Here is a 19,470-nt window from a genome sequence, read left to right on the forward strand (position 1 = left end):
GCAAAAGGCCCCGGCGTTTCCACCGGGGCCATTCGTTTCAGCTCACGCAAAGCTTAGTGCGCGTGGGTCTTTTCCCAGTCTTCCCGCTTTGGAAGCTGCTCGAACGTGTGCTCGGGCGGCGGGGAGGGCAGGGTCCATTCCAGCGTGTCCGCGTATTCGTTCCACGGGTTCTTCGCGGTCTCGGCACGGCCCTTGGCAAGGCTCCATGCGATCACGCCGATGAAGAACAGGAATGATGCGAAGGACAGGAAGGCGCCCCAGCTCGAGATGTAGTTCCAGAACGCAAAAGCTTCGGGATAGTCGATGTAGCGGCGCGGCATGCCCTGACGACCCAGGAAGTGCTGCGGGAAGAACGTCAGGTTGGCCCCGATGAAGAATGTCCAGAAGTGCAGCTGGCCTGCCCATTCCGGGTACATCTTGCCGGTCATCTTGGGGAACCAGAAGTAGATCCCCGCGAAGATACCGAACACCGCACCAAGGCTCATCACATAGTGGAAATGCGCCACGACGTAGTAGGTGTCATGGTACGCCCGGTCCACGGCGGCCTGGCTCAGAACGATGCCGGTGACACCACCCACGGTGAAGAGGAACAGGAAGCCGAAGGCCCAGAGCATCGGTGTCTTGAACTCGATCGAGCCGCCCCACATGGTCGCGATCCAAGAGAAGATCTTGACCCCAGTCGGCACCGCGATGACCATCGTTGCCAGCATGAAGTAGGACTGCTGCGTCAGCGACATGCCCACAGTGTACATGTGGTGCGCCCACACGACAAAGCCCAGTGCGCCAATCGCGATGATCGCCCAGACCATCGGCAAGTAGCCGAAGACCGGCTTGCGGCTGAACGTGGCAATCACATGGCTGATGATGCCGAACGCGGGCAGGATCACGATGTAGACTTCCGGATGGCCAAAGAACCAAAGGATGTGCTGGTAGAGGATCGGGTCGCCACCGCCTGCGGGATCAAAGAACGTGGTCCCGAAGTTGCGGTCGGTCAGCAGCATGGTGATCGCCCCCGCCAGAACCGGCAACGCCAGCAGGATCAGCCAGGCTGTGACGAAGATCGACCATGCAAACAGCGGCACCTTGAAGAGCGTCATGCCCGGTGCGCGCATGTTCAGGAAGGTGGTGATCACGTTGATCGCACCCAGAATCGACGACGCACCCGAGACGTGGACCGCGAAGATCGCGAGGTCCATCGACATGCCGCCTTCGTTCGTCGACAGTGGTGGGTACAGAACCCAGCCCACACCAGACCCAAGCTGACCGTTGCCGCCCGGCGCAAAGACCGAACAGATCGCCAGCGTCGTACCAGCCACGAACAGCCAGAAGGACAGGTTGTTCAGACGCGGAAACGCCATGTCCGGCGCACCGATCTGGAGCGGCATGAAATAGTTGCCGAAACCGCCGAACAGCGCCGGGATCACCACGAAGAACATCATCAGGATGCCGTGACCGGTGATCAGCACGTTCCAGAGGTGTCCATTCGGGGTACAATCGCCAACCGCAGCAGCGGTCAGGCGGGCGCCTTCCATACACATGTACTGAACCCCGGGGTTCATCAATTCCATGCGCATGTAAACGGTGAATGCCACGGAGATGAAGCCCGCGAGACCGGCGGCGATCAGGTAGAGAATCCCGATATCCTTGTGGTTCGTGGACATGAACCAGCGGGTGAAAAAGCTCCGCTGGTCTTCATGCTCGTGGCCGTGAATGGCGGCGTCTGCCATATCTGCCTCCTGCTGGTTCCCAATAAAAAGGCGCAGGGATTCTCCACGCGCCATTTGTTCCATTGCCGTTTTAGAATGTGAGGCTGGTGGCGGCAACGGACGTATTTGACGCAGATCAAACTTTATTGTCGCACTTTGGTCGCGTACGTCCCCAGGTGAAATATGCGCATTTCCGGGTAACATTCTGCAATTGTTTACAAAATGTCTGTTTGATCAAAAAAACCCGGACACATTGGTGTGCCCGGGGTCGTGTCCGTGTCCGTCTGGCGTTAGCCGACAAGGCCACCATCGTCGCGTGTGACGGTGATCACCGCAGATCGCGGCAAGGCGCCTTCGCCATCCGGCCAGTTGCTGCCCGGATGCTGGATGCCGATGAACATGGTGCGGCGATCCGTCGACCAGCAGAGGCCGGTCACTTCGCAGCCGTTCGGACCGGTCAGGAAACGCTCGATGCGGCCTGTGACCGGGTCGCCCGCCAACATCTGGTTGTTGCCCATACCGGCAAAGTCGCCTTCGTTGCTGTCATCGCCATCGGTCTGAATCCAGATCAACCCGGTTGAATCGATGACCATGCCATCCGGCGAGTTGAACAGGTTGCCCGCGTTGATGTTGGCAGACCCGGCCTGAGCGCCGTCTGCAACGGTCGGGTTGCCCGCCATCACATAGAGATCCCACGCGAACCCGTCGGCACCGTGATCACCGCCCGTGGGGCGCCAGCGCACGATCTGACCGTAATTGTTGGTCTCGCGAGGGTTGACCGCGTTCACGGTCATCGGATCGCCACCGGCATTGGTCCGCACGGTGCCGTCGTCGTTCATCACGCCGCGACGCGAGTTGTTGGTCAGGCAGCAATAGGCCTCAGAAGCGTTCGGATGTACCGCGATCCACTCGGGACGGTCCATCGTGGTCGCGCCGACCTTGGAGGCCGCCATGCGGGTGAAGACAGCGATATGTGCTGCATCCATGCCGGTGGTCGCAGGTGTCAGCGGAACCCAGCTGCCGCTCATGTCGTCTTCGAACACGGCAACCGACAAGGTGCCGTCGGACAAAAGCGATGACGTGTCCTCGCCCGGAACGTACACGTCACGGCTGACCCAGCGATACATGAACTCGCCGCGCTCATCGTCACCCATGTAGACCACGACACGACCGTCGGCAGCGATGCCGTAAGCCGCGTTCTCGTGTTTGAACCGGCCCAGGGCGGTGTGTTTGATCGGGGTCATGTCCGGGTTGGCCGGGTCGATTTCCACGATGTAACCTGCGCGGTGCGGTTCGTTCGGGTTGGTCGCGATGTCGAAGCGCGCATCGAAGCCGTGATAGTTGTAGCGGCCCGGATCGACCTTGGTCACGACGCCGTAGCGGCCAAAGCCGTCCATCACCATCTCGTCTGCCGAGACTTCGGAGGCGGCACCGAAATAGCCGTTGAAGTTCTCTTCACAGGTCAGGTAGGTGCCCCACGGCGTCCGGCCCGATCCGCAGTTGTTCATCGTGCCCAGCGACGCCATGCCGGTTGGATCGGCGTCTGTCTTGAGCAGGTCGTGACCCGCCGCCGGACCCGAGAAGGTCATCGGCGTGTTGTGGTGGATGCGGCGGTTGTAGGGGCTGTCGACCACGACGGACCAGCCGTCATCACCCTGCGCCAGTTCCATCACGGTTACACCCTGAAGGTGCTGAAGGATGCGCACGTCGTCAAGGCTGCCCGGCAGCCCGTCTTCGCGGTGAGGCAGGTTGGTCTTGTTGTTGGTGTATTCGCTGTTCACGACAAGGATTTCGCGGCCATCGACGTCGAACAACTCCATCCCGTCAGTGTTTTCGCCCATCACGCGATCTGCGTGTTCAAGCGATACGCCTGCCTTGGGGTCAAACGCGCCTTTGGCATCCGAGAAGAGCGGATCGCCCCAACGGACCAGCGTCTTCCAGGCGTAGCCTTCGGGAACATGTATCGTGCCGTCGGTCTGTGCCGCGATCGGCGTGAACGGGAAGCGCGAGGCAGGCTGCGCCATCGCGGTGCTGCCCTTGAGCATCGCTGTGCCCATGACGGCTGCACCCGACCCGAAGGCCAGAACTCCGCCAAGGAACCCGCGACGCGAGATCGCGCGCTCGACCACTTTGTCGAAGTCATTGCCCTCGGGCCGCGGGAAGTTCAGTTCGTCCCAGTCGTCTGCAGAAAGGTCGTGAATGTCTTTGGGTGTCATGATCCATGTCCGATGATGATTGCCTGACCCGGCAGCAGCGACATGCGCCGCTCCGGTCGCAGGCAATTCACCGGATTCGGGTATCAGATCCGTGACAGGTTTGTGTCAGTTTTGCTGCATCGCCAAAAACACCGTCAAAGCTGCGCCGCAACGCGACATCCACATCGTCCATCGTCACCGGCATCCCCAGATCCACCAGCGATGTCACCCCGTATTGCGTGATCCCGCAGGGCACGATGCCATCGAAATGGCTCAGGTCCGGTTCCACATTGATCGAGATGCCGTGAAAGCTCACCCATTTGCGCAGGCGGATGCCGATGGCAGCAATCTTGTCCTCGGCGATTTTACCGTTTGGTAAAAGTTTCTTGTCCGGCCGTTCGATCCACACCCCGACGCGCCCGTCGCGGATGTGGCCGGTCAGTCCGAATTCGCCCAAGGTCGCAATTACCCAGCGTTCCAGATCCTGCACGAAACAGCGCACATCGCGTCCGCGCTTGCCGACATCGAGCATGGCATAGACCACCCGCTGCCCCGGCCCATGATAGGTATATTGCCCACCGCGCTTGGAGGGATGGACGGGAAAGCGGTCGGCGTCTTTCAGGTCTTCGATCCGCGCACTTGTGCCTGCCGTGTAAAGCGGCGGATGCTCGATCAGCCACACAAGCTCATCCGCAGAGCCTTCGGCAATCGCCGCCGCGCGAGCCTCCATCAGGGCCACGGCCTCGTCGTAATCAGTCAACCCGTCGGTGATGCGCCATTCAACCATGCGTCTTACCGGGGCAACAGCCCCGCCTCCCTGATGGTCGGGATATGACGTCGGCTGACCGGGATGTCACCCCCCGTGGTCATGTGCAGCACCGCACGGTCGCCTTCGCGGGTAACGGACGCCACCTGGTCAAACGCGGCCCAATGGGACCGATGCACCTGCGCGCCGGGGGTCGGTTCGACTTCGCGGATTGAGTCGGCAAGCCGCATCAACAGCATCTCTTCGCCCTTGGTTGTGCGGACGCGGACATAGTGATCCTCAACCGACAGCGCGACCAGCGGCCCGCGCTTTTCAAAAGGCAGGCGGTCAAGGATCGGCGCGCCGGTCGGCACAGCGCCCGTTGTGTCGGGGTCCAACCCAAGATGGCGCGAGAAGACGTCGATCACCGCCATCACGATTACAGAGATCAAAAGCGTCGTTCCCGCCAGCGTCTGCAGGCTGTCGCCCAGCGGCCTGGTATCGAACACCACCCAGTTCAACAGGCTGACCAAAGCGGTCATCGCGATGCCTGTCAGAGCACCTGCCACAAGGATGCGCACCACATGGGACAGCGGCGACCGTGACCCGCGCAACACGCCATAACTGACAAGATACCCGATGACGTAACCGGCCACTGTCAGCGTTGTCCAATATATGGCGCGGGGCAGAAGCGACAGGGACGAGATCGTTCCGAACGGTCCGATCAGGCACAAGATCGCGCTGACCCCCGCAAGCGCCGTCAACGTGAGTGGATGCAGCAAATGCTGCCACCATTCACGAAGCGCGGGCTGCGGACGTGGGTCAGTCACGAAACTGGGCCGTCATTTGCGTATCCTCTCTGGCAGCATTCGCTGCGACGTCGTTTTGGTGCCTCATCGACACCTTCACCACAAGAGGATGCCATGACACTTTTACCTTTTCTCTCTGCTCCGCTGCCGATTCAGGTCCATGCGATTGCCGCCTGCCTGGCCCTGATGCTGGGGCCGGTTGCCCTTTATCGGCGGAGGCGGGACCGGACACATAAGGTGGTCGGCTACATCTGGGTGACGGCCATGGCGGTGCTGGCCATCAGTTCTTTCTTGATCCCGTCGCATTTTACGCCGATCGGCATTGGTCCGCTCCATGGCTTCGCAATTCTGACGCTTTGGTCGCTCTGGGCCGGTATCAACGCCGCCATCGCCCGCAACATCGCCCGGCACGAGGCGATCCTGCGCAGCCTCTATTCCAACGGCCTGATCATCGCCGGTTCGTTCACGTTTCTGCCGGGACGGACGCTGAACCGGATGTTGTTCGGAGAGCCATCACAGCTGGGTTGGGTGGTCATCTCGGCGCTTCTGGGACTGGTTGTGCTGCGGGTGATGCTGCCGCGATTCAGGACACAGCTTTGGGCCTGACGGTTTGTCGAAATTTGCACTTGCCCCTTGTCGGACGTTTCGCTAATGACCCGCCTACCAAGTCAAGACAGTGCGGTCGTGGCGGAATGGTAGACGCGCAGCGTTGAGGTCGCTGTGGGGTAACACCCGTGAGAGTTCGAGTCTCTCCGACCGCACCATATTTTCCCGAACGACTGATCCAGCCTATTTGTCGAAGCTCTTCCTGAAAAGATGTGCGGCAAGCGGCGCGCCCATGATCACGATGACGATCCTCAGAACGTGATGCGCCACGACAAAGGCAATGTCGGCACCCGCGATCAAGGCCAGAACCGTGAGTTCCGCCTGACCGCCGGGGGCAAATGCCAGCAATGTCTCCAGGCCTGGCGCGACACCAAGGCTGTAAATGCCCTCGACAAAGATCATCGTCAGCACAATCAGAATCAGACAAAAACCCAGTCCCGCCGTCAGATCCTTGCGCACTTCGGCAAAGGTGATGCCGGTGTATTTCGTCCCGATGGCAATGCCGATAAAGAACTGTGCCGCCCAGATGGCCTCGGCCGGGGGACGGAAATGCAGACCACCGGCAAGGGTCAGTGCGGCAGTGACGATCATCGGACCAAGGATCGACGCTCCGAACAGACCAACGCGTTCGGCCACGCGCCAACCGACGATAGCGCATAGCGCCATCAAACCCAGTTCGATCAGTGGAATGCTGGTCGCCGGTGCGCCGGGCGGGTTGGACAGATCCGCGTCCCAGATCCCGATCAACAGAAAGGGCAGGGCGGCAACGATCACCATCACCCGTGTCGCATGGATCAGGCTGAGTGCGCGCACATTCGCGCCCGCCTCTTCGCCGAAAACGATCATGTCCTGCAGGCCACCGGGCATGGTCGCGTAATAGGCGGTTGGAAAGTCATAACCGCAAATGCGCTGGAAGTAGGGCACACCGATCAACCCGATACAGGCCACCATGACCGGGACCAGAAGCAGCGTGGGCCACATGCCCGGAAAGGTGGAAAGCACGGCCGGGGTCAATGTCGCGCCGACCGCAACACCCAGAATGGTGCGCATCGCGTCGTTCAGCGGTTTGATCCCCTGCATCGGCATTCCCAACAAGGCGGCGATCAGGCAGGCTGAAATCGGGCCCAGCAGCCAGGGCAGGGGCAAGTGCAGCAGGTGAAACAGGGCAACACCTGCGCCCGCAACCGCGAATGTGGACAGGATGGATTTCACGTTGGTGTCCTTTTCAGCCGATACCGCAGCGATGTTTGCAGATGCGTTTCGGCAGCCTGCGCCGCCCGTGATCCGTCACGCTGACGCAGGGCGCTGATCAGGTCGCCATGTTCAGCGACGACGATCCGGATGCGGTCGGGATCGGTGTAGGTTGTCGGGCCAAGCAGGATCAGCGCGTTGTTGATCGCCTTGGCCGCCGCGATCAGAAATCGGTTGCGGGCGGCAAGATAGAGCGTCTCGTGAAAGTCCTGATTGATCGCAGCACCAAGCGTCGGGGTCTCTTCCATCAGGGAAATCCGGGTGTTCATGTCGTCCAGGGCGTCGAACTCGGCCTCTGATCCATGTTGTGCCGCCATGTCGGCAGCGGTGCGTTCCAGCACGATCCGCATCTCGTACAGTTCGACTATTTCGGTGTGGGACAGTTTTCGGATCGCGGCCCCGATCCGGGGACGGTGCTCGACAATGCCGTTGTTCTCAAGCCGACGCAGCGCTTCGCGCACCGGGGTGCGCGACAGGTTCAGCCGCTTTGCGACATCCTCTTCGCGCAGGCGGTCACCGGGCGAGAACTCTCCGCTGCGCAATGCTTCGATCAGACTGGCATAGGCGGCTTCACCGCTGGAATGGGGGGTGTGACTTGATGAGAACATATTGTATCCGTTTGGATACAGACGTTTTACGAAAGACGCCAGACAGTGTCAAACAGCTCCAAGAGACTGTTCCCAGCACAAAAAAACGCGCCGGGGCGGGCGCGTTTTCGAAGGGTAAAGGTCGGCGGCTTCAGTCCGCAGACGACAGTTGAAACGGTTGCGGGGTTGCGGAATGCATGTTTGCATGTTCCAGCGCATCTGCCTTCAGCAGCACATCATGCACCAGCAAGACCTTCATCCCGTGGGCAAGATCATCGCGCGAATGGATCGTGGTGATCTCGTCGCGTGCACCTTGGGTCAGCTCTGTCACATCAAACGATGTCACATAGTTGTCCAGCACCTCTGATAGCGACGCAGCGCTCAGGCTGGCGGGGAGTGAGATGGCGATAAGAGCAGCAAAAAAATGTTTCATATCCTCGGTTTCCGTCAGCAGCGGTTCGGGAATATAACGCATCAGACCAACTAAGGTTCCCGAACAGGCACGGCACGGGTCACATGGTGTGGTGGATCATCGGCAAAATGCACCAAGGTCTGGTGCGCGATCTCCGCCCGTTCCTAGGGCAACGTCCCCAGCCAGAGCCATGCTGTGAGGACCGATAGCCCGCTTGCTATCAGCACGGACGATGCCGCCACGCGTCGGGCGCGGCCATACATGTTGGCAAAGACATAGCAGTTCACGCCAGGTGCCATTGCCGCAGTGATGACAGCGCTGCGGAACGCGCTGTCGTCGAGCGAAAAGGCGGTGCCAAGAGTCCAGGTGATCGACGGGTGCAGAAGAAGGCTGATCGCGCAGACGAACAGGATGATCCGCATGTCACCCTCTGGTCGATAGCGATAGAGCACCCCACCCACGGCAAAAAGCGCCGCGGGCAGGGCCGTGCGCACCATCATGTCCAGCGCGTCGGTGAACGGCCCCGGCAGGGTGACGTTGAACAGGTTGAAGACCGCGCCAATGGCAATCCCGATCACCAGCGCATTGCGGAACATCGCCTTGACCACGATCAGCGGAACATCGCGGTTGGGTTGATCAGCGGCGCGGGCGCGGACGAATTCCATCACGGTTATGCCGAGTCCATAGCAGAACGGCGAATGCAGCGCGATGATGGCATAGTTGGCCGACAGGGCATCCGCGCCATAGGCGCGTTCGGTGATGGCAAGGCCCAGCAGGACCGAATTCGCGAACAGGCATGTAAACCCGATGGCAACCGCATCTTCCCAGTCCCGCTTGAACAGGTAGCGCGCGCCGAACAGGCCACACAGGAAACAGGTCAGTGACCCGCTGTAGAAGCTGATCAGAAGGGGCAGCGAAAAGCTGTCCCCGAGATCAAGGTTCCAGATCGCCCGGAACAAAAGACAGGGAATGGCGATGTTCTGGGTGAAGATCATCAACCCATCGACAGAGGTTTCCGCCAACAGGCCGCGCCACGCGGCTGCATAGCCAAAGCCGATAACAAGAAAGACAGGAAGGATGACATCGATCAGAGCCTGCATGTCAGCGGCGCAATCGTACGGTTCGACCGCGATATCGTACGGAACCAACCATCAAAGTGGCTGCGTGATCACCATGCCGTCAAATGCGGGGGTGATGTGATCAGGCGTTTCGTCGTCCACGGCGGCGTAGTCCAGATCGACATGCATGTTGGTCAGAACCCCCCGTCGCGGTTTCGCGCGGTCCATCCATTCCAGCGATCTTGCCAGATGGGCATGGGTCGGATGCGGATCGCGTCGCAGCGCGTCAAGGATCCAGACATCGAGGTCTTGCAGGTGGTCTGTCCAGACGTCTTCGGAAATGCTGGCCACATCCGGAAGATAGGCCAGGTCTCCAATCCGGAACCCAAGCGCGTCGATGCTGCCATGATTGACCTTGAAGGGTGTCAGGGTGATCGTCCCGCCTGCGCCGTCAATCCGAACCGGTCCTTTGATCGTGTTCATTTCAAGGATTGGCGGGTACGGGCTGTCTGCGGGCTGCATGAAGGCATAGCCAAAACGGGAATAGAGATCGTTCTGCGTGTCGCCATCGGCCCAGACCTGGAGCCGCTTTTTCATGTTGAAGACAATCATCCGCAGATCGTCGAGCCCATGGACGTGGTCGGCATGGCTGTGGGTGTAGACAACCGCGTCCAACTCTCCGATCCCGATGCCCAGCAATTGCGCGCGCATGTCCGGGCTGGTGTCGATCAACACGCGGGTGATACCTGCATCCGTCACCCGTTCGACCAGCAGGGAACAGCGACGGCGCACGTTCTTGGGGTTCTCGGGATCGCACGCGCCCCAGATGCCGCCAAGCCGCGGCACGCCACCCGAAGACCCGCAGCCCAGTATGGTAAAACGCGTTTCGCCCATTACGCGGCAGCCTTGTACTTGGCGACCTTGTGGAACAGGCGTTCGAAATTGGCCTCGCTCTGCGTGGCGAAATCCGCATAATCCAATCCGAACACATCTGCACCGACCCGCGCGGTATGCGCGGTATAGGCCGGTTCATTGCGTTTGCCCCGGTGTGGTGGGGGCGCAAGATACGGGCTGTCGGTTTCGACCAGAACCCGGTCCACCGGCGCGGCGGCAAAGATGTCGCGCAACTCCTGGCTTTTGGGGAATGCGGCGATGCCGGACATCGACAGGTAGAACCCAAGGTCAAGCGCTGCGCGGGCCAGCGCTGCGGACGACGAAAAACAATGCATGACGCAGGTATAGGGCTGTGCCCTGAACCCTTCGGTGAGGATACGCGCCATGTCGTCATCCGCCGCACGGGCATGAATGATCAGCGGCAGGCCGGTGTCTTGCGCCGCTTCGATGTGAACGCGCAGCGAATCTTTCTGAACCCCGGCGCTTTCGGCGGTGTAGTGGTAATCAAGCCCGGTTTCCCCGATCCCGACGAACTTGGGATGTTTCGCCAGCGAGACCAGTTGGTCGACCGTCGCCAGCGGTTCGTCAGCGGCGCTCATCGGGTGGGTGCCAGCCGCATAGAACACCGGATCGAACGCTTCGGCGATGGCGCGGACCTGCGGCTCAAGGCGCAACCTTGTGCAGATCGTGACCATCCGACGCACACCCGCATCAAGCGCACGCGCGATGATCTCGGGGCGTTCGTCGTCAAAATCCGGGAAGTCCAGATGGCAATGGCTGTCGGTGATCTGTGGTGTAGACATGGCTGTGGTATCGGGGATGCAGACAGGGGCGTCAAGACGTGGGTTACGACCTTGGGCAGCCGTCCTGCAACGCCAGAAAACTGGACAACACAAGCGATCCCGCCTCTACGTTCACCGCACGTCCATGGCGCAGGCGTTCGCCCTGAACCTGCGCCAGTTGCGCCCATTGCCGGGCAGCGCCGGGTGTCGGGCACAGACGTTGGAATGTCTCTGCCTCTGCCTTGGCCGCTTCCGGGATTGGCGGGTGTCCAGTTGCACCGGTCCGTGCCAAACGGATCAGTGCCCGGTCAAACAGTCCAAGCAGCAGGTCAAGCCGGTCTTCCTTGCCCCGTCCGGCAGCGCTTTCGGCCAGAGCGATGGCGTGTGGGCGGCTGAGGTCGGGCAGTGTGGACATCAGTTTCACCAGATCGGCGTAAAGCTTCAGACCGTCCTGTTGCATCAGGCGCACCGCCTCGCCCACCGATCCGCCAGAAAGCGCCGCAAGGGCGGCTGCGTCGGCATCTGCCTGTTCGATGTCGGTTGCCGCCAAGGCTTGTGCCATATCTGCTGCCTCCAACGGTGCCAGTCGCAATTCCCGACAGCGTGATCGGATGGTCGGCAACAGCCGCGAGGGTTGGTGGCTGACCAAAAGCAGGGTTGTCCGGGCTGGTGGTTCTTCCAGGAGTTTGAGAAGCGCATTGGCGGCGTTCACGTTCATGTCGTCCGCGGCATCCACAATCACCACGCGCCGTCCGCCATCTGCAGCGGACAATGCGAAGAAATTCTTGAGCCGACGCACCTCGTCCACGGTGATCTGGGCCTTCAGGCGCTTGGCCTTTTCGTCATAGGGGCGGCGCAGGGCGAAAAGGCCGGGTTCCGATCCGGCCATGATGCGCCGGGACACCGGATGCTCCTCATCGACATGCAGGTCAGTCGGCGGTGCAGGCGCGCCGAACAGGCCATCGCCCTGCGCCAGGGGCGTTGCCAGTAGAAACCGCGCGATCTGCCAGGCCAGCGTGGCTTTGCCAACGCCACGCGGCCCGGTGATCAGCCAGCCGTGGTGCAGCCGATCCGAGCTGAAGGCCTGCAGGAAATCCGCCTGCGCGCTGTCCTGTCCGAAAAGCCGAACCGTCTCGCGCGGGTGCGGCGCGCCCTCGATGCGGTCTGGTTCTGGCTGTGTCGCGTCACTCATGGCAGGTGCGGGTTTACCGCAGCCCAGACATCCTCTGCAACGGAGTCGGTGCTGCGCGCGCCGTTGATGACACGAAAGCGGGTGGCAAATTCCTTGGCCAAAGCAAGAAAGCCCTCCCGCATCGCCTCTTGCAGACTTGCGCCAAAATCCTCGAACCGCTCTTCATGCGTGTTGCGGGCCTTGGCACGGCTGAGCCCCGTGGCCGGATCCATGTCGATCAGCAGCGTCAGGTCAGGTTCCACCCCGATCATCAGATCGTGCAGCGCGTCCACCTTGGCCCGCAAGTTGCCACGCGACAGTCCCTGATACATGCGCGTGCTGTCGGCAAAGCGGTCGCAGATCACGATCTTGCCAGCATCAAGCGAAGGCAGGATTGTGCGTTCGAGATGATCCCGACGGGCAGCGGTGAACAACAGAAGTTCGGTTTCCGCCGACCAGCGGTCCGGATCGCCCTGCAACACAAGGGCGCGAATTTCCTCGGCCCCCGGGCTGCCGCCGGGTTCGCGGGTCAGCACCACGTCTTGTCCGGCCTCGCGAAGGTGGTCCGCCAACATGCGCGCCTGTGTTGATTTGCCCGATCCGTCGATCCCTTCAAAACTGACGAACAGCCCGGATCGGTTCACATCGTATCCTCGGCAGGGGCTTGCAGACGACCCAGCAAGACCTGCGACACGCTCATCATGCGGGCCACAAATCCGCTGGCGGGAACGGCACTTGCGGCGAACAGGGGAATCCGGTGTTCCGGCAGTCCTTCGGGGCTGATTATCAATTCGGCCAGTTGCCGCCCTTCGGCAATCGGTGCGTCGATCGGGCCGGTATAGACAACTTCGGCGGTGACATCCTGACCGGGCGTGTTCGGCAAGAGGAGCGTCACGTCTTCCCTGGCCACCAGTCCAACCGTATCGCCGGCGCCCATCCACACATCCGCGTGTGCGACCACGGCCCCGGCGCGGGTGACGGTTCTTTCCGCAAACTGACGGAACGCCCAGTTGACGATGGATTCCGATTCCTGTGCCCGTGCCTGCGCAGTGTCCAACCCGGTGATGGTAAAGATCACCCGGCGGTCACCCTGTTTCGCCGACCCGACAAGCCCATAGCCCGCTTCCTGGGTATGGCCGGTCTTGAGACCATCGGCCCCGATCCCGAGGGTCAGCAGGGGGTTGCGGTTGAACCTGTTCGACGATTCCGTCTCGTCAAACAGGAATTCTTCTTCGGCAAACATCGGATAGAAGTCGGGGAAATCTTCGATGATGCGCTGCGCCAGAAAGGTCAGGTCGCGCATCGACATGAGATGCCCGTCGGCTGGCCAGCCGCTTGAGTTCTTGAACACCGAATTGGTCATACCCATCTGCTGCGCGCGCTGGGTCATCATGCTGGCAAACCCGGCTTCGGAACCATCCGGAGACAGGGCTTCGGCCAGAACCACACAGGCGTCATTGCCCGACAGAACGATGATGCCCCGGATCAGGTCTTCGACCGAGACGCGTTCCCCCTGCCTGAGAAACAGGGTCGAACCGCCAAAGGAATTGGCATGTGCCGAGACAGGCAGTTCTTCTTCCAGCCGCAAACGTCCGTCCCGCACGGCCTCAAACGCGATATAAAGCGTCATCAGCTTGGACATCGAGGCGGGTGGCAAAGCTTCGTCCGCATTCTTGGCCAGCAGAACCGTTCCGGTCTTTTCGTCCAGAACAAAGGCCGCGCTGGCGCTTGTATCAAAGGCGGCAAGTTGGCTGGTCGACAACATCAGCGCCGCACCACTGGCGGCGAGAAATGCACGGTACTTGCGGATCATGGCAGCTCTCCTGTCATACCTGCGAGGGCTTGGGGTCAATTCGTGACTGCGTAAGCGTCGGTAAAGCCGGATGCCTTGATCTTGGCAAGCAGGGCATCGCGCTCTGAGCGGGTCTGTGCCGGTCCTACAACCACACGCCAGAATGCCTTTCCGCTTGAGGATTGCTCAAGCACCGTCGGAACCATGCCCGCCTGGCGCATCGCGGTGGCCGTGTTGTTGGCGTTCTGTTCGACACTGAAAATGCCGATCTGGATAAAGGGCTTGTCCAGCGAGGACGCCGCCGGGCGAGGTGCGGTGGCCGGGGTCGGGGTGGCGTCCAACGCAGCCGCTGCGGTTTGCGCAATCGGATCCAGCGTCGCCTCGGCCACCTCGGTCGGTGCCGCCAGTGTGCCATCCGCGACGGGCGCATCCTGCGTCGGGGCTGCGGTCGCATCATCCGGCACTTCTTCGCGCCGCAAGGCGACCACGTTCAACTGTGTCGGTGCGCCGGCCAGCACGCCAAGCGCGGCCGCGGCATCAGACGAGATCTGCAGACGTGGACCGGGGGTTTCCCGTTCCTTGCGAAACAGCGCGCCGATCACGAAGTTTCCATTGGCGTCATTGCGAATGATGACCCGCTCCGGATCAGACACATCCGGATGTGCAGCCCAGACTCCACCCAGCGATGGGCGTCCATCCCACAAGCCAGCTTCGGAGACCTGAAACACCTCGGGCGCTTCGACATCGCGTTCCACAAGTCGTGTCGCGCGGGCTCCGTCCGCAACGGGTGTGGTCTCGGACGCGGTGCCTGATCCGCCTTGCAAGAAGCCGGGCAGGTTGGCCCCCTCACATCCGGCAAGCGCAAGCACCGCAACGCCACACATCGCGTAGGTTCGTGTGCTGCGCCACAGCGGAGAGTTGGTGATCCTGATGTTCATTGCCTGCTCGCTTTCTGCTATGCCAATGCGTGCACACTTACAGGCCAACCGCCCCGCGCCGCTTTTGTTTTGCCGAAAGCTTACAGTCTTCATCGCGCCAAGAAAAGTCTGACGGTGAAGTTGCGCAGAAATTCCCAATCCCCCGCTTTCAGAATCGCAAACCTGGGGCTATGTGATCGCCACCGGAGGTTTGGCAGAGTGGTCGAATGCGGCGGTCTTGAAAACCGTTGGGCGTGAGAGCGTCCCCAGGGTTCGAATCCCTGAGCCTCCGCCAGCATCGTTATGGGACTCTGACCGAAGGACTTTTTTCGAAGTGGTGGAGTGAACGCTTTTCCCGAATACACACCCCAGTTGCGTTCCGCTTATCGAAGAACCCAAGTGTGAAAAAGCACATCAAGCACTGGAAACGGATTCCGCTTGAAGTGCGCTGTGCATTGCTGCGAGCAAATCATCGGCGCGGTGAAGGACATCACTCTTCGAATTCCGGTGTCCTAATTCAAAGGTGACCACGTCATCTAATTCAGCCGCTGCTTGACCAAGATCGGGAAATCCGAGTGTTGCTGCAGTTCCAGCCAACTTATGGGCGATAAAACCAATTTGAGTCATTGATGTCTCTGCGGAATCGGCATGTTCAGCCTGCGCGCGTAGAATGGTCAGCTCTTCTAGCCGCGGTTTCAACTCATCAAGAAATCGAATCCTGATTTTTGCAAGTCCGCTTGTCAGGCTTGGGGTCGTCATTGGTCATACTTTCGTCATTTGTGACACTCTACAAGTCGAACAGAAGCTTGAGTGGTCCAAGTGATTTTGTCTTTTTGGGGCGTGGGGATTTGGCCGCGGCCTCGGCAAGGTCGAGTGCCTGAACCAATGAAATCGGTATGTTGCGGCGAGACTTTGTCTGCAATGAAAGCATGTCACCGACAATTGCTCTTAGGGACAAGGGGCGTCCATCGCAGAAGTGCAGATCCATCTCGGCAATTGTCTTGTTCAAGTCGGATTCAAAGCGCTGTACGTCGAATTGTGCCCCCTCAAGGAGAACGCATACATATTCTCCTCGCCCAGCATGTGATCCCAAAAACTGCATTGGTTTGAGGCTGTCCGAGATCGCTTCGGCCAGATCACTTACCGCTGAGGTGTATTCGTAAACGCTACTCGAGCGGAACATGCGTTGCCAATCTGGGACAACTATCCCAAAGGCATAAGTCCCGAACAAAGACATTCGCGACACTTGAAGCAAGTAGTTTTCCAGCGCAAGATAGTCGATGAAGCCATCAATTTCGACCAATGGAAAACGCTCGTCCAGGATTGACTGATTGACGAGCGATCGCATGTCCCCCTTTGAAGCCACGGGATTGCGATCTTCCATTTGGTTCCGCTGATTGACCAGATCGGCGATCAATTTCAGCCTGGCGTGAACTTCACCAAGTTCAAACGGCTTGGTGACATAGTCACTGGCGCCAGCTGCAAATGCGCGATCAATGTACTGACGATCGGACATCGCGGTGATCATCAGAATTGGTGATCGCGCATATTGAGGCATGCGGCGAATAATCGACGTCAGTTCAATGCCGTCCATGGCGGGCATTTGAATATCAAGGAGAAAACAGTCAAATTTGACATCCTCGTCCTCGATCGTCTGGATCGCTTCCGCAGCCGACATGCAAAACCTGACGTTGGTCAGGCCTATACACCCCAAAACCTCTTTCAGAAGGCTCAGAATAATCGGGTCGTCATCAACAGCCAAAATTTTCATCTTGGAGTTCCCCCAAACGTTGCACGGCTTTCCGACGCAACAAACATTTTCCGTTGACCCATGTTACACCAAGATCTTGGCTAAACTATGTCGGGTTAAGACCAAATGGTTGGTGTCCTGAGGCCGAGAAGACAAGTAACTCTCAACCAGCAGAATACTAGACGGTGACTTGCCGCTGATGTGGAAGACTTTGATCATCGCAGTTCAGTGATCGGAAAACTGCTTTTCCTCTTCTTCTTTTATCCTTGAGAAGATATAATCCTCGATATCATCAATCTTTGGCAAATAAGATACCCCGCGTCTTTTTATCCGATTGATTTCTTTGGTCAGCGTTTCAAGAACCGCATCGCGTGACTGAAGCTGATTTGATGACAGGGCAGTAACGTCCAGGATGACATCTTCTATACCTTCGGCTGGGGCGTCCCATATGGCACGCGAAACCTTGTTGTTCAATTGACCTTGAAAGGACTGCGGCACGATGGAATTCTTCTCGTCCACGCAAATCAGAAAAGTTCCATATCCAATATACGCCATCTGAAATGGCTTCACGACAATTTCATCTGAAATAATTGAACTGATCGCATGCAGATGTTGAAGAACGTATCCGCGATTTGCGCTACTGTACAGGTCAGAGAAATTTCGAATTTGGACGCGAAGCAAGGTGATGGGATAGAGACCTTGCTCTAGTCGGAGCAAACGATTCTCCATCTGGTAGAAATCGACCATACCATCAACTTCTGAAAAGCTAATCCGTTCGTTAAGGTCGATGAGATTGAATTCAGAGGAATATGAGATCAGCGTACGCAAGGCCCAGCGGCCTCTTTTCTCTCGCTTGGTGGCCTCTACAAGCATCATGGCTGTTTTGATCCGACCGACCATTTGAACCAAGTCCAGTGGCTTGCGAAGGTAATCCGTGGCTCCTGCTTCGTAAGCCCGTTCCATGTAAAGATCGGGGGAACCGGTGGTGATCATGATGATGGGGGCCGACCGGCAATCCTTTCGCTGACGAAGAAGCCGGCAAAGCTCGACGCCGTCGGTGTTCTCCATCATGATGTCGAGGAGAAAGCAATCAAATGGGACACGCTGTTCATCAACAACGGCAAGCGCTTCGGCCGCGGAATGCACCACGGTTGTCTCGCAAGAGGCTCGCGTGGTCAGGCTGGCGGTCAGCATTTCCGTAAAGATCGGATCGTCGTCAACCAAAAGGATGCGCATTGATTTTCACCTCCTTGTCATCAGGAGTCGTTATAACGGGTTTTGATGACCAACAATAATGGTGTTTTTGAGGCCGTGGCTATGGCATGCATTACGATCATGATTGGCCTAAGTCTATGGTTTTACGACGTTAATTAACATATGAGAATTTGAATGTCTTAATCTCGTCAAACGTTTTTGGGGTCATCTATTCCGGCGGGATATCGCGTATTAACCAAGGTGTTGAATTAATTTGCTTTATTTTTGACGACGGCAGCAAACCCAAGGATTTTTGGGAATTCCATATTTTCACCACGTTCCCGACTATTGTTGTGGGTGTAAGAGTTAACTATGTCGGCGACATAGGCCTACCGTTCACAGCCGGGGAGTACATTTCCATGAGGATCATTGCCGTCGATGACGATCAAACCGCTCTGGAGATCTTGAAGGAATGCCTGACTCAGGGCGGGTTTGGTGAAGTAACGTATGAGACATCTCCCAAGGCTGCTTTGAAGAAAATCTCTGAGGCGCCCGTTTCTTATGACTGTATCCTTTTGGATATTGAAATGCCGGATATGAGCGGTACAGAGTTGTGCTCGAAGATTCGGGCTTTGGACGGATATCAGAATACTCCGATTCTGATGATTACACGCCACAAGAACCGCGTTGCCGTTGAGGCAGCTTTTGCAAAGGGCGCAACGGATTATGTGACCAAGCCCTTTGAATTCTTCGAGGTCTTGACCCGGATCAAAGTTGCCGAGCGCCTTGTTCAAGAACGTCAGGCGGCTTTGGACAGCTATATTGCGCTGCACAGTTTGCCCTATGACTACCCGAAGGATTCATCCAAGCTAAGCAAGTACAAGCTGGACTCTGATCTGACAAGCGAAAAGCTGCCGGTGCGGGGTGAAAAACTTCTGTCTCTCTCTGTGTTTCGAAATTATGTGGAACAGTTGTCCCGCGCGGACGGGTTTGAAATTCACCTGATCACCTTGGAAGTCAAAAAGGTTCACTATATCTTTTCCAAGGTGAAGCCTGCTGAATTTGTCGAATTTCTCAAGATTGTCGCTGATGCGGCGATGTCTGTCCTGGCCAAGGAAAATGCGTTTATCACCCATGCCGGGAATGGAATCTTTCTTATTTCCATCGACAAAGCAGGGGAGTTCGATCCGTCGGAAATAGAGCAGTCGATTACGCGTTGGGTCAACAGTGTTGGTCTGCCGAAAATATTCCGCGAAGAATTGTCGTTTGAGATTGTGATTGGCGATCCGTTGGTATTGTCCGGGTCAAGCAAGCTCAATTTCAAACGTGCCATGAAGGCAAGTATTGCCAGAATGGAGCAAAGGAAAATGTACTTGCGCGATTCCGAGCCCTTGAAGTTAAGCGTTTAAGGGCCAATCGCCTTTGGTGCTGTCGCTTTCTTCATAGGCCTGATCGTAACAACGCGGCATTGATGCGCAAATGACGGCACGAAGGCGTGCTTGTGCGTTCACTGACATGGTCTTCCGCGTGGAGGCGGAAGAGAAAGATATATTTATATTGCTTCTTTTCTGCGTGTTGACGCCTTTCTTGTATCGCGACAC

The 19,470-nt window shown here is 58.4% G+C and carries 19 protein-coding genes and 2 tRNA genes; 4 read left to right on the plus strand and 17 right to left on the minus strand.

The annotated features are described in order from the left end of the window. Window positions 1–53: 53 nt before the first annotated feature. The 4 genes from ctaD to ACTIEN_RS07190 form a co-directional block, all read right to left on the minus strand. Window positions 54–1,727 carry a cytochrome c oxidase subunit I gene (ctaD, locus tag ACTIEN_RS07175; protein WP_439522438.1) on the minus strand — a complete coding sequence of 558 codons (1,674 nt, stop codon included), beginning with the start codon at window positions 1,725–1,727 and terminating at the stop codon, window positions 54–56. 269 nt (window positions 1,728–1,996) lie between these two features. Beyond that, window positions 1,997–3,922 (minus strand): PhoX family protein, encoded by a 1,926-nt coding sequence (locus tag ACTIEN_RS07180; RefSeq protein WP_439522439.1) that lies wholly within the window; start codon window positions 3,920–3,922, stop codon window positions 1,997–1,999. 67 nt (window positions 3,923–3,989) lie between these two features. Next, on the minus strand, window positions 3,990–4,688 hold the full coding sequence (gene lipB / locus ACTIEN_RS07185; protein WP_439522440.1) for a lipoyl(octanoyl) transferase LipB: 699 nt from the start codon (window positions 4,686–4,688) through the stop codon (window positions 3,990–3,992). A gap of 5 nt (window positions 4,689–4,693) precedes the next feature. Further along, window positions 4,694–5,476 carry a LytTR family DNA-binding domain-containing protein gene (locus ACTIEN_RS07190; RefSeq protein WP_439522441.1) on the minus strand — a complete coding sequence of 261 codons (783 nt, stop codon included), beginning with the start codon at window positions 5,474–5,476 and terminating at the stop codon, window positions 4,694–4,696. A 93-nt stretch (window positions 5,477–5,569) separates the two neighbouring features. Between ACTIEN_RS07190 and ACTIEN_RS07195 the strand changes: the two genes are divergently transcribed. Together ACTIEN_RS07195 and ACTIEN_RS07200 are read left to right on the plus strand one after the other, a co-directional pair. Further along, complete coding sequence (locus ACTIEN_RS07195; protein WP_439522442.1) at window positions 5,570–6,061, plus strand: DUF2306 domain-containing protein; 492 nt, start codon at window positions 5,570–5,572, stop codon at window positions 6,059–6,061. Between the two features lie 72 nt (window positions 6,062–6,133). Continuing rightward, a tRNA-Leu gene (locus tag ACTIEN_RS07200) sits at window positions 6,134–6,219 on the plus strand. A gap of 25 nt (window positions 6,220–6,244) precedes the next feature. Here ACTIEN_RS07200 and ACTIEN_RS07205 read toward each other — a convergent pair. From ACTIEN_RS07205 to ACTIEN_RS07250, 10 genes are all read right to left on the minus strand, one after another. Then, on the minus strand, window positions 6,245–7,273 hold the full coding sequence (locus ACTIEN_RS07205; RefSeq protein WP_439522443.1) for an AbrB family transcriptional regulator: 1,029 nt from the start codon (window positions 7,271–7,273) through the stop codon (window positions 6,245–6,247). Continuing rightward, a complete protein-coding gene (locus ACTIEN_RS07210) occupies window positions 7,270–7,920 on the minus strand; it encodes a GntR family transcriptional regulator (protein ID WP_439522444.1) in 651 nt (216 codons plus the stop codon). Before ACTIEN_RS07210 ends, ACTIEN_RS07205 begins: the two co-directional genes overlap by 4 nt. 130 nt (window positions 7,921–8,050) lie before the next feature. Continuing rightward, a complete protein-coding gene (locus ACTIEN_RS07215; RefSeq protein WP_439522445.1) occupies window positions 8,051–8,332 on the minus strand; it encodes a hypothetical protein in 282 nt (93 codons plus the stop codon). A 143-nt stretch (window positions 8,333–8,475) separates the two neighbouring features. Next, window positions 8,476–9,411, minus strand: a complete 936-nt coding sequence (locus ACTIEN_RS07220) for an AEC family transporter (RefSeq protein ID WP_439522446.1) — start codon at window positions 9,409–9,411, stop codon at window positions 8,476–8,478. A 51-nt stretch (window positions 9,412–9,462) separates the two neighbouring features. Continuing rightward, entirely contained in the window at window positions 9,463–10,263 is an 801-nt protein-coding gene (locus ACTIEN_RS07225) for an MBL fold metallo-hydrolase (protein WP_439522447.1), read from the minus strand. Continuing rightward, window positions 10,263–11,066 (minus strand): TatD family hydrolase, encoded by an 804-nt coding sequence (locus ACTIEN_RS07230; RefSeq protein WP_439522448.1) that lies wholly within the window; start codon window positions 11,064–11,066, stop codon window positions 10,263–10,265. The genes ACTIEN_RS07225 and ACTIEN_RS07230 overlap by 1 nt, the downstream gene beginning before the upstream one ends. Window positions 11,067–11,109: 43 nt before the next feature. Further along, window positions 11,110–12,237 (minus strand): DNA polymerase III subunit delta', encoded by a 1,128-nt coding sequence (locus tag ACTIEN_RS07235; protein WP_439522449.1) that lies wholly within the window; start codon window positions 12,235–12,237, stop codon window positions 11,110–11,112. Further along, window positions 12,234–12,860: a dTMP kinase gene (gene tmk, locus ACTIEN_RS07240; RefSeq protein WP_439522450.1), complete on the minus strand. Its 627-nt coding sequence runs from the start codon at window positions 12,858–12,860 to the stop codon at window positions 12,234–12,236. The genes ACTIEN_RS07235 and tmk overlap by 4 nt, the downstream gene beginning before the upstream one ends. Beyond that, window positions 12,857–14,029, minus strand: coding sequence for a D-alanyl-D-alanine carboxypeptidase family protein (locus ACTIEN_RS07245; protein WP_439522451.1), 1,173 nt, complete (start codon window positions 14,027–14,029; stop codon window positions 12,857–12,859). Before ACTIEN_RS07245 ends, tmk begins: the two co-directional genes overlap by 4 nt. Window positions 14,030–14,064: 35 nt before the next feature. Beyond that, window positions 14,065–14,946, minus strand: coding sequence for an SPOR domain-containing protein (locus ACTIEN_RS07250; protein WP_439522452.1), 882 nt, complete (start codon window positions 14,944–14,946; stop codon window positions 14,065–14,067). 184 nt (window positions 14,947–15,130) lie between these two features. On the opposite strand from ACTIEN_RS07250, the gene ACTIEN_RS07255 reads away from it, so the two are divergent. After that, a tRNA-Ser gene (locus ACTIEN_RS07255) sits at window positions 15,131–15,220 on the plus strand. A 119-nt stretch (window positions 15,221–15,339) separates the two neighbouring features. On the opposite strand, the gene ACTIEN_RS07260 is transcribed toward ACTIEN_RS07255, so the two are convergent. The 3 genes from ACTIEN_RS07260 to ACTIEN_RS07270 form a co-directional block, all read right to left on the minus strand. Next, the gene (locus tag ACTIEN_RS07260; protein WP_439522453.1) at window positions 15,340–15,684 is read right to left on the minus strand and encodes an Hpt domain-containing protein; all 345 of its coding nucleotides are present in this window, start codon (window positions 15,682–15,684) and stop codon (window positions 15,340–15,342) included. A gap of 28 nt (window positions 15,685–15,712) precedes the next feature. After that, entirely contained in the window at window positions 15,713–16,696 is a 984-nt protein-coding gene (locus tag ACTIEN_RS07265; protein WP_439522454.1) for a response regulator, read from the minus strand. A 204-nt stretch (window positions 16,697–16,900) separates the two neighbouring features. After that, complete coding sequence (locus ACTIEN_RS07270) at window positions 16,901–17,911, minus strand: response regulator (protein WP_439522455.1); 1,011 nt, start codon at window positions 17,909–17,911, stop codon at window positions 16,901–16,903. A gap of 149 nt (window positions 17,912–18,060) precedes the next feature. Between ACTIEN_RS07270 and ACTIEN_RS07275 the strand changes: the two genes are divergently transcribed. Beyond that, window positions 18,061–19,278: a response regulator gene (locus ACTIEN_RS07275; RefSeq protein ID WP_439522456.1), complete on the plus strand. Its 1,218-nt coding sequence runs from the start codon at window positions 18,061–18,063 to the stop codon at window positions 19,276–19,278. Window positions 19,279–19,470: the final 192 nt, after the last annotated feature.

The organism is Marivita sp. (genome assembly GCF_051859345.1).
Taxonomy (GTDB): Bacteria; Pseudomonadota; Alphaproteobacteria; order Rhodobacterales; family Rhodobacteraceae; genus Marivita.